Source organism: Acinetobacter sp. CIP 64.2 (assembly GCF_000369645.1).
In the GTDB taxonomy this organism is placed as follows: Bacteria; Pseudomonadota; Gammaproteobacteria; order Pseudomonadales; family Moraxellaceae; genus Acinetobacter.
This window is the reverse complement of sequence record NZ_KB850122.1, coordinates 1,387,292-1,405,973: the sequence shown is the minus strand read 5'-3', so window position 1 is coordinate 1,405,973 and position 18,682 is coordinate 1,387,292. Positions and strand designations below refer to the sequence as shown.

The 18,682-nt window shown below is 41.8% G+C and carries 13 protein-coding genes; 8 read left to right on the top strand and 5 right to left on the bottom strand.

Translation table 11 applies throughout. The annotated features are described in order from the left end of the window. Position 1 precedes the first annotated feature (1 nt). On the bottom strand, positions 2-2,680 hold the full coding sequence (gene mutS, locus F895_RS04420; protein ID WP_005243160.1) for a DNA mismatch repair protein MutS: 2,679 nt from the start codon (positions 2,678-2,680) through the stop codon (positions 2-4). A 430-nt stretch (positions 2,681-3,110) separates the two neighbouring features. Here mutS and F895_RS04425 point away from each other — a divergent pair, with 430 nt between their 5' ends. The 8 genes from F895_RS04425 (at position 3,111) to F895_RS04460 (ending at position 12,566) form a co-directional block, all read left to right on the top strand. Next, the gene (locus tag F895_RS04425; protein ID WP_005243159.1) at positions 3,111-4,055 is read left to right on the top strand and encodes a DUF4424 family protein; all 945 of its coding nucleotides are present in this window, start codon (positions 3,111-3,113) and stop codon (positions 4,053-4,055) included. A gap of 91 nt (positions 4,056-4,146) precedes the next feature. Next, the gene (locus F895_RS04430; RefSeq protein WP_005243156.1) at positions 4,147-4,944 is read left to right on the top strand and encodes an SDR family NAD(P)-dependent oxidoreductase; all 798 of its coding nucleotides are present in this window, start codon (positions 4,147-4,149) and stop codon (positions 4,942-4,944) included. Positions 4,945-5,102: 158 nt separating this feature from the next. Beyond that, the gene (gene mumR, locus F895_RS04435; protein WP_005243154.1) at positions 5,103-6,014 is read left to right on the top strand and encodes a LysR family transcriptional regulator MumR; all 912 of its coding nucleotides are present in this window, start codon (positions 5,103-5,105) and stop codon (positions 6,012-6,014) included. A 342-nt stretch (positions 6,015-6,356) separates the two neighbouring features. Further along, the gene (locus F895_RS04440) at positions 6,357-7,610 is read left to right on the top strand and encodes an NRAMP family divalent metal transporter (RefSeq protein WP_111828237.1); all 1,254 of its coding nucleotides are present in this window, start codon (positions 6,357-6,359) and stop codon (positions 7,608-7,610) included. Positions 7,611-7,645: 35 nt separating this feature from the next. After that, a complete protein-coding gene (locus F895_RS04445; protein ID WP_005243150.1) occupies positions 7,646-8,410 on the top strand; it encodes a LamB/YcsF family protein in 765 nt (254 codons plus the stop codon). 2 nt (positions 8,411-8,412) lie between these two features. Next, positions 8,413-9,228 carry a putative hydro-lyase gene (locus F895_RS04450; RefSeq protein WP_111828238.1) on the top strand — a complete coding sequence of 272 codons (816 nt, stop codon included), beginning with the start codon at positions 8,413-8,415 and terminating at the stop codon, positions 9,226-9,228. Between the two features lie 33 nt (positions 9,229-9,261). Beyond that, the gene (locus F895_RS04455; RefSeq protein WP_005243147.1) at positions 9,262-10,848 is read left to right on the top strand and encodes a 5-oxoprolinase subunit B/C family protein; all 1,587 of its coding nucleotides are present in this window, start codon (positions 9,262-9,264) and stop codon (positions 10,846-10,848) included. Further along, positions 10,845-12,566: an acetyl/propionyl/methylcrotonyl-CoA carboxylase subunit alpha gene (locus F895_RS04460; protein ID WP_005243145.1), complete on the top strand. Its 1,722-nt coding sequence runs from the start codon at positions 10,845-10,847 to the stop codon at positions 12,564-12,566. Before F895_RS04455 ends, F895_RS04460 begins: the two co-directional genes overlap by 4 nt. Positions 12,567-12,663: 97 nt before the next feature. Here the strand turns inward: F895_RS04460 and pgaD are convergent, their stop codons facing one another. Genes pgaD through pgaA form a run of 4 tightly spaced genes read right to left on the bottom strand, consistent with a single transcriptional unit; the run spans position 12,664 to position 18,654 of the window. Next, a complete protein-coding gene (pgaD, locus tag F895_RS04465) occupies positions 12,664-13,137 on the bottom strand; it encodes a poly-beta-1,6-N-acetyl-D-glucosamine biosynthesis protein PgaD (RefSeq protein ID WP_005243143.1) in 474 nt (157 codons plus the stop codon). Then, positions 13,134-14,378 (bottom strand): poly-beta-1,6-N-acetyl-D-glucosamine synthase, encoded by a 1,245-nt coding sequence (pgaC, locus tag F895_RS04470; protein ID WP_005243142.1) that lies wholly within the window; start codon positions 14,376-14,378, stop codon positions 13,134-13,136. Before pgaC ends, pgaD begins: the two co-directional genes overlap by 4 nt. Beyond that, entirely contained in the window at positions 14,375-16,189 is a 1,815-nt protein-coding gene (pgaB, locus tag F895_RS04475; RefSeq protein WP_005243140.1) for a poly-beta-1,6-N-acetyl-D-glucosamine N-deacetylase PgaB, read from the bottom strand. Before pgaB ends, pgaC begins: the two co-directional genes overlap by 4 nt. Continuing rightward, positions 16,189-18,654, bottom strand: coding sequence for a poly-beta-1,6 N-acetyl-D-glucosamine export porin PgaA (gene pgaA / locus F895_RS04480; protein ID WP_005243138.1), 2,466 nt, complete (start codon positions 18,652-18,654; stop codon positions 16,189-16,191). The genes pgaB and pgaA overlap by 1 nt, the downstream gene beginning before the upstream one ends. Positions 18,655-18,682: the final 28 nt, after the last annotated feature.

Sequence of the window (18,682 nt, the reverse complement as noted above, 5' to 3'; positions counted from 1 at the left end):
CTTAAATAAAAAAGTCTCCGACAAACCCGGTACGGTTCAGTGTTGTCTTAAATAAGGCTTTGAGTTGATACAGTTGTTCAAGCGCCTGACGAGGGGTCAGATCATCAACATCAATCTGTTGTAACAATTCCAATGCAGGAGATTTGACTTCAACTTCAATTACTCGCTCAACTACCGGAGTTTCAATTTCATGTTCAACAGCGCTGAATAAATCATTCTGTACGCTGCTTTGCAAATGTTGGTGTTGCTGTTTCTCCAGAATTTTTAAACGCTTCTGCGCCTCTTTAATTACATTGGCTGGAATACCTGCCAATTTTGCGACTTGTAAACCGTGGCTTTGACTTGCAGGGCCTTGTTGTACTTTATGCAGCAAGATCAAGTTGCCATTCAGTTCTTGGGCGGTGACATGGTAGTTATCAATGCCTGCTTCACTGCCAAGTTCAGTCAATTCAAAGTAATGTGTTGCGAACAGGCATAAGCATTTTACCCGTTTGGTTAGATCAACCACACAGGCCCAAGCCAAAGAAAGACCATCATAGGTACTGGTTCCACGACCAACTTCATCCATCAAGACCAAAGATTGACTGGTGGCATGATGCAAAATCTGGGAGGTTTCAGTCATTTCGACCATAAAGGTCGATTTACCTGTAGAGAGATCATCTGCAGAGCCAATACGGGTAAAAATTCGATCAATCGGACCTAATTTTGCTGACTTGGCTGGAATGAAACTGCCGCAATAGGCCAGTAGACTAATTAATGCGGTTTGACGCATAAAAGTCGATTTACCACCCATATTTGGACCTGTAATAATCGCCATACGATGTTGGGTGTCCAAAAAGGTATCATTAGGTGTAAATGGCGCTTTATTTAAGGCTTCTACCACAGGATGGCGACCCGCTTGAATTTTGATACCTGTTTCTGCGCTAAACTCAGGTCTTGCCCAATTGTTCAATCGGGCTTGATGGGCAAAGTTTGCCACTACATCGATATGTGCAATCGCGGCACTCATCATTTGTAAATGTGCAATATTTTGGCGTAACTCATCTAAAAGTGATTCAAACAGCAGTTTTTCACGGCTAAGGGCGCGTGATTCACTGGAAAGCACTTTATCCTCAAAACCTTTCAGTTCAGGTGTGATATAACGCTCAGCATTTTTCAGCGTTTGACGGCGAATATAATCGGCAGGCGCCTGTTCTGCTTGTGCACGGGTCAACTCGATATAGTAACCACTGACACGGTTATAACCAATTTTTAAGGTATTAATTCCTGTACGTTCACGCTCTTTGATTTCTAAGTCAATTAGAAATTGTCCAGCATGATCACGAATTTTGCGTAATTCATCCAGCTCATCATCATAGCCTTCTGCAATAACATTACCATCACGCAATAGCACAGGTGGATGTTCAACAATGGCAGCCATTAAATGTTGATGCAGGCTCTTAAAATCACCCAGTTCTTCATCTAATTGTGTTAACAGTTTAGATTGCTGTGTTTTTAATACAGGATCAAGGGCATGACGTAAGAATGGAATTTGTGCACATGCCTGACGCAATTGTACTAAATCACGTGGACGTGCACTCCCCAGAGCGACACGACTGAGTACACGTTCAATATCACCAATCTCTTTGAGCACCAAGCGCACAGGTGATTCGTGATAGCCTTTTAATAATTGCTCGGTTGCATCAAGACGCGCATCCAAAACGGCGGTATCACGAATCGGTTGCATCAAGGTCCGACTGAGTAAGCGTCCACCCATTGCGGTTTGGCAATCATTAATCAACTGGAATAAAGATGTGCCATGTTCAAACAATGGCTCAATAATCTCTAAGTTGCGACGGGTGATCGGATCAAGTGCAATAAAGTCGGTACTTTGCTCAATTTGAATGGAACGGATATGTGGTAAGGCCGTTTTTTGAGTTTCTTTGGCATAGTGAATCAGTGCTGCGGCAGCGGCTTTTGCCAGTGGAAGTGGATCTAAGCCAAATCCAGATAAAGTCGATACACTAAACTGATCGCACAAGGTCTTTTGGGCATTATTTAAATTGAAATCGACATTCGGACGTTTAGTGATTGGGCAGTCCAGATTTTTCTTAATTTGCTCAATAATATTCTGATCCACCAGATCTTCATCGATCAGAATTTCACTTGGCATTAAACGCGCCAGTTCAATGGCCAATTGTTCAGGTTTATAGTCTTGTTGTTGAACTTTAAAGATGCCTGCACTCAAGTCGAGTAAGGCGAAACCAATTTGATTTTGTTGAATACAGAGCGCAACCAGATTCGACGATTGGTAACTTCCCAATAAAGCATCATCGGTTAATGTGCCTGGCGTTAAGATACGGACTACTTTACGCTCAACTGGACCTTTGCCTGTGACCTCACCAACTTGTTCGCAGATGGCGACAGTACGGCCAGCTTTGACTAAACGAGCCAGATAGCCCTCTGCTGCATGATAAGGTACACCCGCCATTGGAATTGGCTGACCACTGGCTTTGCCACGGTGGGTCAGGGTAATACCTAAAAGTTTGGCTGCTAAATGTGCATCTTCAAAGAAAAGCTCATAAAAATCGCCCATACGGTAGAACAGCAATGCATGTTGATAGTCTGTTTTAACTTTGAGATATTGCTGCATCATCGGCGTATGTGATGAAAGATCAGTCATGATTTCAGCGCTATTCATGCGTATTAAACTCTTTAAAAATCAATAATATTTACTTTTGGTGATTGAACCAATTTCAGTTTTTGTGAATATGGATGCCACTCAAATAATGATGACAACTAAATAAACGTAGAGAATTGCATCCATAGTATAAAGCGGCTTCAAGCCTTTCTAGTGATGCAATGGTAACAAATTTGAGTTATTGAAAAAAAGGGTGGTGAAATGAGAGTATGTATATTCAATGTACAGTTAGCCATTTACGATAAAATCATAGATTTTGAATGGTAGGGTTTTACATGAAAACTTTTTCTTTTTAAATGCTTATGATGCATAGTCAAAGATTTAATATGATTTTACTTCGATGCAAAATTAAGTGAAATAAGTTAACAGCCGGAGTCTTGAGCCGCTATCATTGTCTTGATAATTACAGTATTAAACTGAGTACTTAATAATGAAAAATATTTTATTTATTTCTGCTATTTTGATTCAGCTACCAAGCTATAGTCTCGCTAATGACTCAACCGGTTATGTCGGTACGGGTGGCGTTGCCTATCTTAAAAATGCGCAGATTGCGATGCAAAGTGAAGAGCTATTTATTAGTAAAAAGCTGATTAAGGTGGATTATCTGTATAAAAATTTAAGTTCTCAAGATGTGACGGAAACCATTTTATTTCCCTTACCGCGTATCGATAACTTCTTTGAAGCGGATTTTTCCCATACCGAAGCATTGTTAAAAAGCTTTAAAATTATTGTTGATGGTAAAAATATAAAACCAGAAATGCATGTGCGCACCTTTATCCAAAAGGATGAAAAGTCGCCGCTGATTGATGCAACAGATCTATTTAAACAATGTGGTTTTAGCCAAACAGAGATGCTTAATCCTTGGGTTCGTAACAATGATGACTCTAGCTATTATGTTGATAAATTAAAGCAATGTAAGCAGCCAAAAATGCAGAAAATTTTGGCGAATTTTAAACCAGATGATGAAATTCCATGGTCATCTCAAGTGATTTATAGTTGGAAGCAAACCTTTAAAGCCAATGCGTTGACTAAAATTCAGCATCAATATCAACCTTTGGTGGGTGGTTCGGTTGCGCTATATCCGGATGAATATAATCAGAACTTTTGTATGGATGCTCAATTTAAGCAGGGCTTAAAAAAAGCCAGAGCAGAAAATTCACCGTTTAATGCATTAAGCTATATTCTGACCACAGGTGCCAATTGGGCAAAGCCTATTGAAAACTTTAAGTTAACGATTGAGCGTGATAAAGACGAACTGGTTTCATTTTGTTGGGATGGCAAAGTTAACAAAATTAGTCCGACTCAATTTCAAATGAGCAAAACCAAGTTTGTACCAAAACAAGATTTAGACGTTATTTTTGTTCATCTCCCATAAACCCATACAAACTTTAATCTGTATAAAATTGCATCACTTGTTATTGTGTGTCATAACCTAACTATGGCGCACAATAACAAGAGGATGCCGTATGTTGCTCAAGGGAAAAGTAGCAGTAATTTTTGGAGGCAGCGGTGCAATTGGCACTGCGATTGCGCGGGTTTTTCTTCGTGAAGGAGCACATGTTTATTTATGCGCAAGAGATTTAAATAAACTACAAAACATTGCGACACAACTGCAAAAACATAAAGGTGTGGTACATACCGTTAGTGTTGATGTGCTAGATAGCCAAGTAACCAGTGAGGCAGTTGCTCAAATTGCCCAAGCGACGGATGGACTCGATATCGTCATTAATGCGACCAGTTTTATACATAATCAGGGTAAAGAACTTTTGGAGTTAAACCTTGATGAGTTCGTTGGGGGAATAAATCCATTTCTAACGGCGCAGTTTAATATATCGAAAGCTGTGGTTCCTTATATGGGCGGTAAGCGCGGCGGAACCATCATTTCAATTGTGGCACCATCAGCTCGGATGGCAATACCGGGACATTTAGGACATATTGTGGGCTGTGCTGGAATTGAAGCGTTTATTAAGGCGCTTGCCAGTGAGTTAGGTTCTAAAAATATACGGGTACTCGGTGTGCGCTCGCATGCAATTGTTGATGCGGTTCAAGCGGGTTCTTATACACGTGAATTGTTTGAGTCTAAAGCACAGGCCATGGGGCTCAGCATAGGGCAATGGCTTGAAGGTGCTGCTCAGGGCACCATGCTAAAGCGACTACCGACACTTTCACAAGTTGCAGAAACCGTTGCTTTCCTTGCCTCGGAACATGCGAACTCAATGACCGCAACGGTTGTAAACATGACCGCTGGTGCAATAATTGATTAAAAATAAATATTATATTTTGTTTTATTTCAAACGATTAAATGAGTATTTGTTGCTCTGATGCTAGGTGGCTTGCATAAAAAACTGCTGATGTTGCTAGCTTAATTATGGAAATACCTTTCATACTATAAAAGAGAGGAGTTTTTTAGACAGGATGAAACGTGAATTTAAAAAATCTGGAAGCATTTTACTGGGTGGTGACGCTGAATAGTTTTAATAAGGCAGCGACAAAATTACAGACCACTCAGCCAGCAGTTTCACAAAAAATCACTGCCATTGAAAATGACCTTGGATTTAAAGTTTTAGATCGAAGTTTTCGCCAACTGAAACCCACGCATAAGGGCATGACCTTATTTAAATATGCTGAAAAATTGATGCGTTTAGAAACTGAACTCATCGCAGAATTAACTGAAAATCAGCATTTGACTGGCATAATTCGTTTAGGCGTTTCGGAAACTATTGTCTACACATGGTTGGTCGAATATATCGAGAAAGTTCAGCAAGAATTTCCCAAAGTTTCGGTGGAAATTGTGGTTGATCTGACCCCGAATTTACAAGAAGGTGTACGCACAGGTGATCTGGACATGGCTTTTTTGCTGGGACCAACATTGGCTTTTGAGTGTATCGAACAGGCGCTTTGTGATTTTGAACTCAGCTTTTTGGCTTCGCCGTCATTTAAGGGTGGGGTTGGGCAAATGTCATTGAAAACCTTGATGTCGCATACGATCTTAACCTATCCAAAAATAACTTATCCCTATAAAGAACTTAAAGCAAAAATGAAGGAACAGGGGCTGGATGAGCCGCTTTCGATCACCAGTTATTCTTTAGCCACACTGTTACGTTTGGCTGAGCAAGGTTTGGGAATCGCTGTGGTGCCGACCTTAACCGCTTTAAAAGAAATTACCGATGGTCGATTAGAAATATTAAATACGCCAATTCAGTTAAAGACCTTTCACTTTACCTCGATTTATATTCAAGGCAGTGATGTTGCTTTAAAAGAGAAATTAACCGATGTCGCCGTGATGGTCTCAGAAAGTGCGATGCAAAGGCTGAATCAACACATCAAAAAATAGAAGCTGCTTCACTTACTTTACAGTGTATTGCTTTGCTCTAGAACAAGGTCATTTGTTGGATAAGCCATAAAAGCAGCTTATGGAATGTGATAAGTAAAATTTATATTGAACAATATTAAAAATAAAAAATTAATAAATTCATATTCTTACTTTAAATTTTTTCTGTAAAAAGTCGTATTGTCCAGCTGGCTTGCTTATGTTCTTATTCTAAATGGAAGATTTGATTACCCATCGCGTTGTGGGAGAACAGGGAATCTTTTTGATTTAAAAGGATTAAAGCAGATCGTTTGTAAATAAAATGATGCTCTTGGATCAAGTTAAAAATCGCGTTATTGAGCTCAAATGGATGAGGAACGCATAAATATGTCTTTACTGAAGTCTTCTTTTCTATCCGATCGCCAATGGGCCATCGTCGCCTCAATATTTATGATGGCAACTTCGGCAATGGGGCCTGGATTTTTAACCCAAACCGCTGTATTTACGGTGAAGTTAGGTGCCGCATTTGGGTTTGCCATTTTAGTTTCAATTTTGATTGATTATGTGGTGCAACAAAACATTTGGCGTGTAGTGACCCTCACGCAAATGCGTGCATCCGATATTGCCAATAAGGCTTTACCGGGCAGTGGTTATCTGCTCGCGTTTCTGGTGATTCTAGGCGGTTTCTTCTTTAGCATCGGAAATATTGCAGGCGCGGCATTAGGTCTCAATGCGCTATTTGGTTTGGATACCAAGTGGGGCGGTATCCTCAGCGGTGCCTTGGCGATTTTGATTTTTGCTTCAAGAAAAGCCACGCTTGCGATGGATAAAAGTATGATTGTATTGGGATTGCTGAAAATCATCCTGATCATCATTGTGGCTGTGATTGTAATGCCACCTGTTGGACAAGCGGTACAGCAAACCTTTGCACCAGACCAAATTGATTTTGCCATTATTACCACCATTGTCGGTGGCACGGTTGGTGGGTATATCTGCTATGCAGGTGCACATCGTTTACTGGATAAAGGCGCAGTTGGTCCCGAAAATATCGATGAAGTGGCCAAAGCTGCAACCAAAGGTATTGTGGTGGTTGGCATCATGCGCTATGTGCTGTTTCTAGCATTCTTGGGTGTGGTGGTCAGTGGAGCAAGTATTGATCTCGCCAGTCATAATGCCAATCCTGCCGCACAGGCATTCCATTACGCTGCGGGGACATTCGGTTATAAATTATTTGGCCTGATCTTCTGGGCAGCAGGGATCAGTAGCACCATTGGTGCAGCCTATACCTCGGTTTCATTCTTCACTGCATTTAAAAAGAACTTAACGCCAAAGCAAAGCAATTACACCACGATTAGCTTCATTGCCTTGGCCTTATTACTGTATGTGGTATTAGGTGCAACGCCAGCCGGTCTATTGATTTTTGTTGGTGGGTTTAATGGTTTAGTTCTACCAATCGGACTTACCATTTTTGTCTATGTTGCGGCTTGCCGTAGAGACTTGATGGGCAATTATAATTATCCAAAATGGTTAATTATTCTGGGTGCGTTAACCTGTGTGTTGACGTGGTGGATGGGCTATATGTCGTTTACAACCGTGTTTAACTATTTGACCAAACTGTAAGCCAGATGATCGTGAATTGATAAAGGAATGATGCCATGTTTGTAGATTTAAATAGTGATTTGGGCGAAAGCTTTGGTTCATGGAAAATGGGCAATGATGATCAGATTTTGCCTGTGGTGACTAGTGCCAATATTGCATGTGGTTTTCATGCAGGAGACCCGCTTGGCATTTTAAAAACAGTGCGTAAAGCCGTTGAACTGGGTGTCACGATCGGTGCACATGTGTCTTATCCAGATCTAGTTGGTTTTGGTCGCCGTAATATGGATGTGTCACGTGACGAATTGATTGCTGATGTGCTGTACCAAATTTCAGCGCTGGATGGTTTAGCAAAAGTGGCAGGTTCAAAAGTGCAATATGTTAAACCGCATGGTGCACTCTACAACACCATTGCCCATGATCAAGCTCAGGCAGCCGCAGTGATTGATGCGATTAAAATGTATCATCCTGAACTGGTTCTAGTGGCTTTGGCAGGTTCAAACTTGGTCGAGCAGGCACGTGCTGCGGGTTTAAACGTGGTGTCGGAAGCATTTGCAGATCGTGCTTACAACAGCGATGGTTCACTGGTGTCTCGTCGTTTAGACGGTGCAGTTTTACACGACTCAGCATTTGTGGCCAGTCGTGTGGTGTCCATGCTGAAAAATGGTGGAGTAGAGTCAATTGATGGTGTATTTACTCCCATTCAGGCTGACACCATTTGCCTACATGGTGACACCGATGGCGCTTTAGAAATGTCAGCAGCGATTAAAGCCGAACTACTAAAACACAAGATTGAAATCCGCCCGTTTGTAAATAAAGTATAAGGATGAGCACCATGTATAAGGATATTAAAGTCGACCCAGCTCAGCTTGAAGCCGCTTTAGATGCACGCTTAAAAATCCGTGCTGGTTTTGATCAGCCGACAGCAGGCATGGCTGCGGGTATGACGCAAGTGAATATGATTTCGGTGCCGAAAGCGTGGGCCTATGACTTTTTGCTCTATGCACATCGTAATCCGCAAAGCTGTCCAGTGCTGGATGTGCTCGAAGAAGGCATCTATGCAAGCAAGCTTGCCGCAGATTCAGACATCCGAACCGATTTCCCGCGTTATCGCATTTGGAAAGAGGGAGAAATGGTCGATGAAGTGACTGATGCGAGCGAGATTTATCATGCACATCCTGATTTGGTGACTTTCTTAATTGGTTGTAGTTTTTCTTTTGAAACTGCTTTGCAAGAAGCGGGGATTGAAGTTCGTCATATTCAAGATAAGACCAATGTGCCAATGTATCTGAGTAATATTCAGTGCCAGCCCGCAGGGCGTATTTCAGGCAATATGGTGGTTTCCATGCGACCTATTCCGTCACATCAAATTAGTGAAGCGGTAAAAATTACCGCACGTATGCCGAGTGTGCATGGCGCACCCGTACATATTGGATATCCTGAAGGCTTGGGCATTCGGGATCTAAATCAGCCTGATTTTGGTGAAGCCTCCCGAATCGAAGCAGGTGAAATCCCCGTGTTTTGGGCCTGTGGAGTCACTCCACAAGCGGCAGTCATGAACTCTAAAATTCCTTTTGCAATTAGCCATGCACCTGGCCATATGTTGATTACCGACATTCCTGACCGGGCTTGGATGGGCTAATTGGACTAAGCAACCATTAAAAAGGATAAGCCAATGCGTTTTTTATCGGTAAACGCCGACTGTTTCCTGATTGAGCTTGTAAGCCTAGAAGAAACTTTGGCCTTGTACAATACATTGCAAAACAGGCCATTAAATGGAATTAAAGACCTAGTCCCTGCTGCCAAAACAATTTTGGTTTTTTTCAACGAGATCGAAACCAACTTTAAGACGCTGGTTGCTTCAATTCAGAGCCTCAAAGTTGATGCTGGATTTGAGCGTAGTGGTCAAGAAGTGATAGTCCCGATTCGTTACGATGGTGAAGACCTTGCACAGGTGGCTGAGTTGCAAGGGCTGTCTGTTGTTGATGTGATTAGAAAACATCAGCAAAGCGTGTGGAATGTGGCTTTTATTGGTTTTGCGCCGGGCTTTGCTTATATGAGTAGTCCTGACCGACCTTTTACCGATATTCCACGCTTAACGGTTCCACGTAAAAAAATACCTGCAGGCTCGTTAGGCTTGGCTGGGAGATATTCTGGTATTTATCCGAAAGACAGTCCGGGTGGCTGGCAACTGATTGGCACCACAACAGAAAAAATGTGGGATTTAGCGCGAAAAAATCCAGCGCTCTTGTTGCCGGGCATGACGGTACATTTTGAAGATGTCACGCATCGTCCAACAACGGTGAATATAGCGCAGCAAATCACGCGTACGGTTGAACCGAAACAATCGGTGCCATTGTTTAGCATCACTGCACCCAGTTTACAGATGCTTATTCAAGATGAAGGACGTTTTAACCAGACCAAGCTAGGGGTGGGTATTGCAGGAGCAATGGACGTATCTGCGATGCACAGTGCCAATCGTCTTGTAGGGAATCCAACTGATACGCCCGTGATTGAGGTTTTAAATGGTGGCTTAAAGGCCAAACTGCAGCATGCCGCCGTAATTGCAGTGACAGGCGCCATCTCAAATATCCGTGTGAAATTTGCCGACGGTCAAACTGCAGATTTTGCTAGTTATCAGCTCATTGATCTGGATGACGGTGATGAGTTTCACATTCAGCCGCCTACAGCGGGGCTGAGAAACTATCTTGCCGTTCGTGGTGGCATTGAGGTTCAACCTGTTTTAGACAGTGCTTCATTTGATAGTTTGGCGGTGTTAGGGCCAGAACCGCTAAAACTTGGTGATACCATTTATCAGGGGCGGGTCAAAGTCACCAATATCAGCATTAACGAAGTGGCTCAACTAAATCTGCCCAAAGTCGGTGATCTGGTTGAGCTCGATATTGTGATGGGCCCACGCACTGATTGGTTTGAACCAGACAGTATAGACCTACTCTGTCAGCAGGAATGGCTGGTGACCAATGAAAGCAATCGCGTTGGACTTAGACTGTCAGGTGCTGAACCTTTAACTCGCAAAATTAGCCATGAACTGGAAAGTGAAGGTGCGTGCATTGGCGCTTTGCAGATTCCACCCAGTGGTCAACCAGTTTTGTTTATGAATGATCACCCTTTAACGGGTGGATATCCCGTCATTGCTGCGGTTGCGAAACACCATTGGAACTTGGTGGCACAGATTCCCGCGGGTTGCCGTATCCAATTTAAAAAAATTGCTGAATTGACAGATTTTGAGAATAAAAGATGAAAACTGAAAAATTATTGATTGCCAATCGTGGTGAAATTGCCGTCCGTATTATTCATGCTTGCCGTGATATGGGCATTGCATCGGTCGCGCTATATGCCGATGACGACATTGGCAGTATGCATGTCGAGCTTGCCGATGAGGCTTGGGGCTTGGCTGGTGCGACTGCCAGTGAAACCTATTTAAACATTGCGGCCATTATCGAGATTGCAAAAAAATCCCAAGCAACGATGGTGCATCCGGGTTATGGCTTTTTATCTGAGCGTGCCGAATTTGCCCAAGCGGTGCTTGATGCAGGCTTAAAATGGGTGGGGCCTTCACCAAACGCGATTGAAAAACTGGGTGATAAAATTGAAGCGCGTAAAATAGCAGCTTCGGTGGGTGCACCTTTGGTTCACGGGACGCAAGACCCGCTCAACAATGCTGATGAAGCTTTGGATTTTGCCAAACAATTTGGTTTGCCGATTGCGATTAAAGCCGCATTTGGTGGTGGCGGTCGAGGTTTAAAAGTGGCTTGGAAACTTGAAGAAGTCAAAGAGCTGTATGATTCGGCGGTACGTGAGGCCAAAGCTGCTTTTGGTCGTGGTGAATGTTTTGTCGAGCAATATCTGAATCAACCCCGTCATATTGAAGCTCAAGTGATTGCCGATCAACATGGCAATATTGTGGTGCTGGGGACACGTGATTGTTCATTGCAACGCCGTAACCAGAAGTTAGTCGAAGAAGCACCAGCACCCTTTATTAGTGATGAGACTTACCAACAAATTTTACACTCGGCAAAAAACATTTGTCAGGCAGCAAACTATGTCGGCGCAGGCACAGTTGAATATTTACTCAGCAGAGATGGCAAGCTGTCATTTTTAGAGGTAAACACCCGTTTGCAAGTTGAGCATCCTGTTACTGAAGAAACCGCAAAGGTGGATTTAGTGGTAGAACAAATCCGTGTTGCACAAGGCCATGAACTTTCGATTAAAGCGACACCCAAAGTTCAAGGTCATGCCATTGAGTTTCGTATCAATGCCGAAGACCCAGCACGCGGTTTTATTCCTGCTTTTGGGGTATTGAGCTTGTTTGAAGCACCGTTTGGTCATGGTGTGCGAGTCGATACAGGCGTTCGCACGGGTTCATTGGTCTCCAGTCATTTTGACTCACTCATGGCAAAACTGATTGTGACTGGCCCAACCCGTGAGGTTGCGATTGCTCGTGCCAAACGTGCCTTAAAGCAATTTAAAATTGAAGGGGTTGCCTCGGTTCTAGACTTTCATCGTGCGGTACTCAATGAGTCTGACTTTACAGATGAATTTAATGTACATACCCGCTGGATCGAAAATGACTTTAAACAAGAGTTAAAGCCAAGCAAGCGTGGTATTCCAAACCATCAACAACCGATGTTGCTCAGTTATATTGAAATTGATGGCAAATTACATCGTTTAGGCTTACCAGCAGGTATGTTTGCACAAGGTTCAGTAACAACGACAACGCCAGTACAATCTGCCGAGCCAGAAATACGAGCTGAGCATTTACTTGCACCCATTCATGGGGTAATTAGCGCTTGGAAAGTTGCGCAGGGTGAGCAGGTTACAGAAGGACAAATGGTGGCCATTATGGAAGCCATGAAAATGGAAGTCCCTGTGTTGGCACATCGCAGTGGCATAATAAAAAGCATGGTAGAGCAGGGAAGTACCAATCAAGCGGAATCAATTATTGGCATGATTGAGTGAGGCTTGAAACAGGTCTTTATTGCTGAAATTGAAGTATAGAACGTATAAAAAAAGAGGCAATGATTTGCCTCTTTTTTATTTCATAACGAATGAAGATTTATTTAAGTTCGTAATCAGCTAACAGACCTTTATGATCGTAGTGCAGTACAATATTTTTGGAATTCTGAATTTTTGCTAAATCATCCATTGGAATGAAAAAGCATTCTGCCAATAAAGATGGACTAACATTGTTGATTGTGGACTTTTCAGTCTTGCGGTAGCGTAACCAATTATAGCTTGCCCATAACAATAAAGAGGTACAGCACATCGCAACGATCAGTGTTAACCAAAAGAAATTATGGATCTGTACGCTGATCTGTTCTGCAAAAATATAATTTTTAATTAATTTACCTTGGTATAGCCATAAAAATATTACCAATAAGGGTAAAAACAGCAGTGTCCAGAGTGCCCAACCGATGCCTTGAAGTAAATAGTGTGCGCCTTTGTTTTTTACATATTGCTGTTGGTCAATATATTCAGGAATATCGAGTTGTGATTCATCAACAACAATATTTGAATGGAGGGGTTTCATTCGGATTCTCCTCTAAACCCACGATCTGGGCTGACCCATCTCGCTCTTTTTTTAGGTGTAAATAAGGCTTTCGGGACAGCAACAACGGTGGTTGCTGCACTGAGTATCCAGAAAAATAGTGGGTACCAAATCACCCAGAAATAATTTCTCAAGAAACGATTAGCGTCATATCGTTTGTCGATGAATAAGCTGACAAAAAACTGAATCAGACAGGTGACCGCTAAAATGACGCCGTACCACTGTGGAAATAAGGATTTAATCTGCCATGTTGGGGACAGCGGAACGACTAATCCAAGGAAAAACAGGAGAATGATCAGAAAAATGACGTATGCCCAAATCATACTGGTAATTGCTTCAAGCGCGACAGGCCACATTTTGAGTGCTGAAACTTTAAAAAGCTTGGGAAGGTAGGTTTTGATGACTTCAACGCCACCTTGAGCCCAGCGCAATCTTTGTTTCCATAACCCTTTAAAGGTTTCAGGCATATAGATGTAACACAGTGCATTTGGAACATAGTGAATATCCCAGCCAGCGAGTTGGAGTTTCCAAGAGATATCAATGTCTTCAGTGATCTTATCTTCTGACCATAATCCCACTTGCATAAGTGCTGTTTTTCTAAAGCCGGCAATGACACCTGAAACTGTAAAAATACGTCCATAAGTCCGTTGCGCACGTTTAATTAAGCCAATAATGGATGAAAACTCACCGACTTGTAGTTTTCCCAGGATACTTGAACGATTTAAAATTCGAGGATTACCAGTCACTGCGCCGACCTGATTAAATGCCGTCAGTTGATGCATCATCCAAATCGCAGCATGCGGATGCAGCAAAGCATCCCCATCAATACAAATCAGATATTCGTGTTGGCTCACCATCATGCCAGAACGTAAGGCAAACGCTTTTCCTTGGTTTTCTGCCAGATGTACAACCCTTAAACTTGGATGTTTAAGCGCCAACTCATCCAGAATATTTGCGGTATTGTCAGAACTACCGTCATTGACCGCGATGACTTCAAATTGAGGATATTGTGTTTGTATGGCAAAACGTATGGTTTCTCGAACTTGAGCTTGTTCATTGAAACAAGGAATGATAATGCTGCATCCCTGTTCTGATATCTCGGGCAAGTGGTTTTGTTGATATTCACGTTTAAAGTAGAACCATAGACCACCGACCATCCATGTCCATGCCATGACCAATGGATAGAGAAAAGCAAATAAAAAGAGAATTTCCATTAAGCTCATGGTTGTGCTCCATGGACCTGCTGATCAATAAAAGGATTGCGATAACTGATTGGACTCTCATTTAAGCTCAGTGGTGTAAATAATTGTTCATGCACCGCTTTTGCATTATCAAAGCGGTAATTGCTTAAAACCAGTTTTTGGATTCCATGTCTTTGTAAGTTTAAAAACTGTTGTTGCAAGACCTGTAATTCTTTTGCGGAAGTTTGGTCTCGATTCACTAAGGTGACCATCAATCTGGCTTTTTGTGGGGCAGTTAAATGATCAACTTGTGCTATAAATTTTTGATAGGTTTGGAGGTGATCTAGACTGTCGATCTCAATATTCAGTAATGACACGAAGGGCAGATAGGTTTTAACAATTTGCTCTAAGCCCTGATCTGTTAAATCAGAGAGTGAAAGTTGTAGTGTTAAATGAAAGAGATTGCTTTGATTGAGATAAGGCGTGACCGCAGCTTGTACCTGCTGAGTCAGCTTTAAGATTTGAGCTTCTTTTTCCAGACAAGCTGAGTCCACAACGGTGCTATAACAACATGCAAGGAGTTGGTCTGTTTTTAAAATAATGCCATCCAGATTGGGATTATTCTGAATCAGGTCTTTACTTAAATCGACTGTTAAATGAGTCTGCTTCAGATCGGGATAAATAGGTATCTGGGCATACACCCGATGAAAAACCCGTGTTCGTGCCTGCCAATGGGTACGACTTAAAATATCCTGAGCCAGCTTTAAATGTTTGGTTGGGAAGTACGCTTGATTATCGTTTCTCTTATTATTATCAGCTAACGCATTAACGATTAAGGTATTGGTTTTTAACGCACTTAGATTGTTTAATAAGCTGCCTAATTGCTGATTAAACAAGGCGTCGTCTTGTGAAAATTGAGCCAGATCAAATTGCAAGCCGCGCATGGGTTCATACTCTTGTCGTTGACCATATTCCATAAAACCCGTGAGTTGTTCACGTAAATTTTCAGCCGTTGGATTATTCGAAACAATGCCGCGTTGAAAGGTTGCATCATTGGCATCATTTAATTTTTCCGTCCCCAAACTAAAAGACAGAGGAAAGCCTGCTCGATTGGCAATTTGAGTGACTTGTGGGTTGACCGCACCATAGGGCCAAATGATTGCAAGTGCATCTATTCCTAGTTTTTGCTGTAACACCTGTTTTGATTTCACCAAGTCGTTATAGATCCGCTGGCGATATTCTTGTTCAGTTTCATAGCGTTGATTGCTTAGATCATATTGTCGAGTCAGCGCGGCGGGTTTTTCATTTTTCTGTCTATTGGCCAGTACACCCTTATGCAAATCATGACTATGGCTGGCAAATTCGACTAAACCTGATTTTTGAATCTCTTGCAGTTGTTTCCAGCTCATCAAGTTATTTTGACCGTAGGCTTCATAAGCAGCTTGTGTATTACCTTCGGTCCAGCTGGTGACCAAAGCAAATACCACAGGGATTTGATATTGCTTGACCAAAGGATAGACATGGCTATATCCGCTTAAGGCGCCGTCATCAAAACTAATCAAAACTGCATTTTTAGGCAGGGGAACACCATGTTCCCGAGAGGCCATAATTTGTTTTAAGGTGATTGGAGTCCATTCAGAACGTTTCAGCCATTCAAAAAACTGCACTAAATTCTGGGTATTAATGGCATAAATATCGCGGTCACCCGTTTTCAAGACATCGTCACGGACATCATGAAAGGTCAGGCTGACAAAATGATGAGTGTCGAATTTTGCTTCGTCTGCTGCAAAGCTATAGATTGGAATGAGGATGACACAAGCTGAGAGTATTTTAAAAATATTAGAAAATTTCATTAGAATCGTCCTCCAAAACCGAACAGGGCATAGGTTTGATTCTCATTGATGCCATCATAAGGATGTTGCTTCCAACCAATGCCATAATGCAGTGCCCAGATCCGAGACAATTGCCACTCATGTCGATATTGCGCATCAAAAATGGGTTTAGAGCCGTAATCTTGTTGCTGGAACAGCCCTGCATTGATCGAAAAATTTTGATTGAAGTGACGTTCGTAATTTCGCCAAGTCAGCCAGTCATGGCTCAAGTTGACTGCGAGGCTATAACTTTGTTTAGGACTAAAATAAGCAACGTTATCTAAACGATTTTTTCCTAAAAATGCGGAAAAACCAGCTTGTGTGGTGTGGTGGGCAGTTTGAAAAATACGTTGATTATAGTTTGCAAAAAAATCATGACGTTTATTTCCATCACTAATATCGGTGTAGCCATATCCGGCATTGGCTTGTCGGGATTCATTTTGTTGCCATTGAATCGAAGCGCTATAAGATTCGCCATTTTCACCTTGATTGATGGCTTGTAATGGAATATTGGCTTGGGTGTTGAGGGATAATGCATACTGCCAATTGTCATTGAGTTGATGTGACCAATCCGCTCTGAAGCCTTGGCGCTGGCCCTCAGTATTTTGAGAGGCAACAAGCGCCAAATTTTTACCTTTGTCTTGCCAGTGTAGGCCTAAACCAAAGCGTTGTTCTTGTAGGTTGCCATCGGCATATTTTCCCCAAATATTCTGATGTTCAATAAAGAGACGATAATTGTCTGCAATCCAAGGTGAATATAAGGATGTATTCGATTCGCGATCGCGTGTCCCTTTGAGTGATTGCAAGAGTTGATTTTGCTCCGAACGACTACGTGAAAATCGACTTTCATGTGTAATCATCGCGTGATTGCGATCATCTAATTCCTGCCTACTTTTTATGACGCTGCTATCGTTTGGATAGTCTTCAACGAGATCTTTAGTTTGCTTACGCCAAGCTTGGATATCTCCAAGTGCTTGAGTGTTTTGCATGGCATTGATCCGTGTATATTTTGAGCGTGGTTCTAAACCATTTAAACGGTCAATACTGAGTTGAGCTTGGCGAGGGTTGTCACGCCAACGTTGGATTTTGGCTAAGTCATTTAAAAACTGAGCATTATTGGGAGCTTTGGCAACGGTAGCATTGAGATATTGCTCAGATAAATCGAGGCGGTTGTTATAAGCCATATTGAGAGCAAGCAGAGATAGATATTCATTTCGATCTGGGTGTACATTTTTATCGACACCTTTGGCTTCGCTGTATTCATATGTAGGAAGTAGTTCATCAGTCAAGCGAATGAGTGCATTGGCATCCTGATATTTTTCTTGCTCGATCAATGAATAATACAGTGAGGTATAGAGGCTAATATCTGGGTAGTTTTTTTCAGTTAATAGGGTACGGTAGATCATCTCAGCTTTGGCTGGTTGTTTATTTGCAAGGTAGGTATCTGCAATGGCATGGCGTGTATAGGCAGGCATTTGCTCAATAGAGGGTAAGGGAATTTGCCTTAAGATGCTCAACAGCTGTTGTTTTTCCCCACGATAACTTAATGCATACAGGTAGTCATAATAGAAACGATTGAACATGGCTTGATTCGCTGGAATCTGCTGTGCAATTTGCTCGCCTTCTTTCAGAACTTGATCGAGTTGTTCAAAACTTTTGTGATCACTTTCCGCACGAGCAGATAAATATTTTTGCTGTTTAATTGCCTCATTTATGTTTTGTGAAAATTTTCCAACTCTAGTTTGCCAAGTTAAATTCTCAGCTTTATCAGTGAGATGATGTTTCTGAGAAAAAGCTGCTGCCATTTCATAACTGCGAAGTGCAATTAAAATATTTAAATACTCCTTTTGAATGGTTTCATTTGTTGGCTGTTGGGCATAAGCCAACTGAATGGTTTGTAAGGCAGAAGTATTTTGTTGTAATAGACGATATACATATGCGACAAGGGCAAGTTGTTCAGCGTTCATATGCTTGGCATCAAGATTTTTTAATATCTTCGCTGCTTCAGCCTGCTGTTTATTTTCTGCAAATAATACAGATTTTAGAATTGAAACTTGTAATTCATTATGTTTTTGATATGGTTCAAACTTTTCTAGTAATACCAATGCGTCAGCAAACTGTTTTTGGTCACGTAAAAGTTTCACTGTTGCGAGCTGAGCATATTCTGGGAATTGGCTTGGTAAAATCCGCTGTGTTAAATGGGTCAAAGTAGTTTGGGGGATGCCTTGGATTTGCGAAGCTGACAAGAGGTAGTCAGCTAGAATTTTCTGTTGTTCAGGATATTGCTGTAATAGCAATTCAAGCGTTGTCAAACCTTGTGCTGTTTGTCCATTTTTAATCTGAGAAATTGCTTTTTCTCTTAATAAATCAGTGGAGTGTGCATATGAAAGATTTGAAATTAAAAAAAACAATAGACTGGTTGGAAGGAATGGCTGAATATTTTTCATAAATAATTTGATTGTTAAGTATTTCTCA

Coding starts and splice junctions, on each gene's coding strand:
- mutS (WP_005243160.1), bottom strand. CDS start 2,680: ATGAATAGCGCTGAAATCATGACTGATCTTTCATCACATACGCCGATG.
- F895_RS04425 (WP_005243159.1), top strand. CDS start 3,111: ATGAAAAATATTTTATTTATTTCTGCTATTTTGATTCAGCTACCAAGC.
- F895_RS04430 (WP_005243156.1), top strand. CDS start 4,147: ATGTTGCTCAAGGGAAAAGTAGCAGTAATTTTTGGAGGCAGCGGTGCA.
- F895_RS04440 (WP_111828237.1), top strand. CDS start 6,357: ATGGATGAGGAACGCATAAATATGTCTTTACTGAAGTCTTCTTTTCTA.
- F895_RS04445 (WP_005243150.1), top strand. CDS start 7,646: ATGTTTGTAGATTTAAATAGTGATTTGGGCGAAAGCTTTGGTTCATGG.
- F895_RS04450 (WP_111828238.1), top strand. CDS start 8,413: ATGAGCACCATGTATAAGGATATTAAAGTCGACCCAGCTCAGCTTGAA.
- F895_RS04455 (WP_005243147.1), top strand. CDS start 9,262: ATGCGTTTTTTATCGGTAAACGCCGACTGTTTCCTGATTGAGCTTGTA.
- F895_RS04460 (WP_005243145.1), top strand. CDS start 10,845: ATGAAAACTGAAAAATTATTGATTGCCAATCGTGGTGAAATTGCCGTC.
- pgaD (WP_005243143.1), bottom strand. CDS start 13,137: ATGAAACCCCTCCATTCAAATATTGTTGTTGATGAATCACAACTCGAT.
- pgaC (WP_005243142.1), bottom strand. CDS start 14,378: ATGAGCTTAATGGAAATTCTCTTTTTATTTGCTTTTCTCTATCCATTG.
- pgaB (WP_005243140.1), bottom strand. CDS start 16,189: ATGAAATTTTCTAATATTTTTAAAATACTCTCAGCTTGTGTCATCCTC.
- pgaA (WP_005243138.1), bottom strand. CDS start 18,654: ATGAAAAATATTCAGCCATTCCTTCCAACCAGTCTATTGTTTTTTTTA.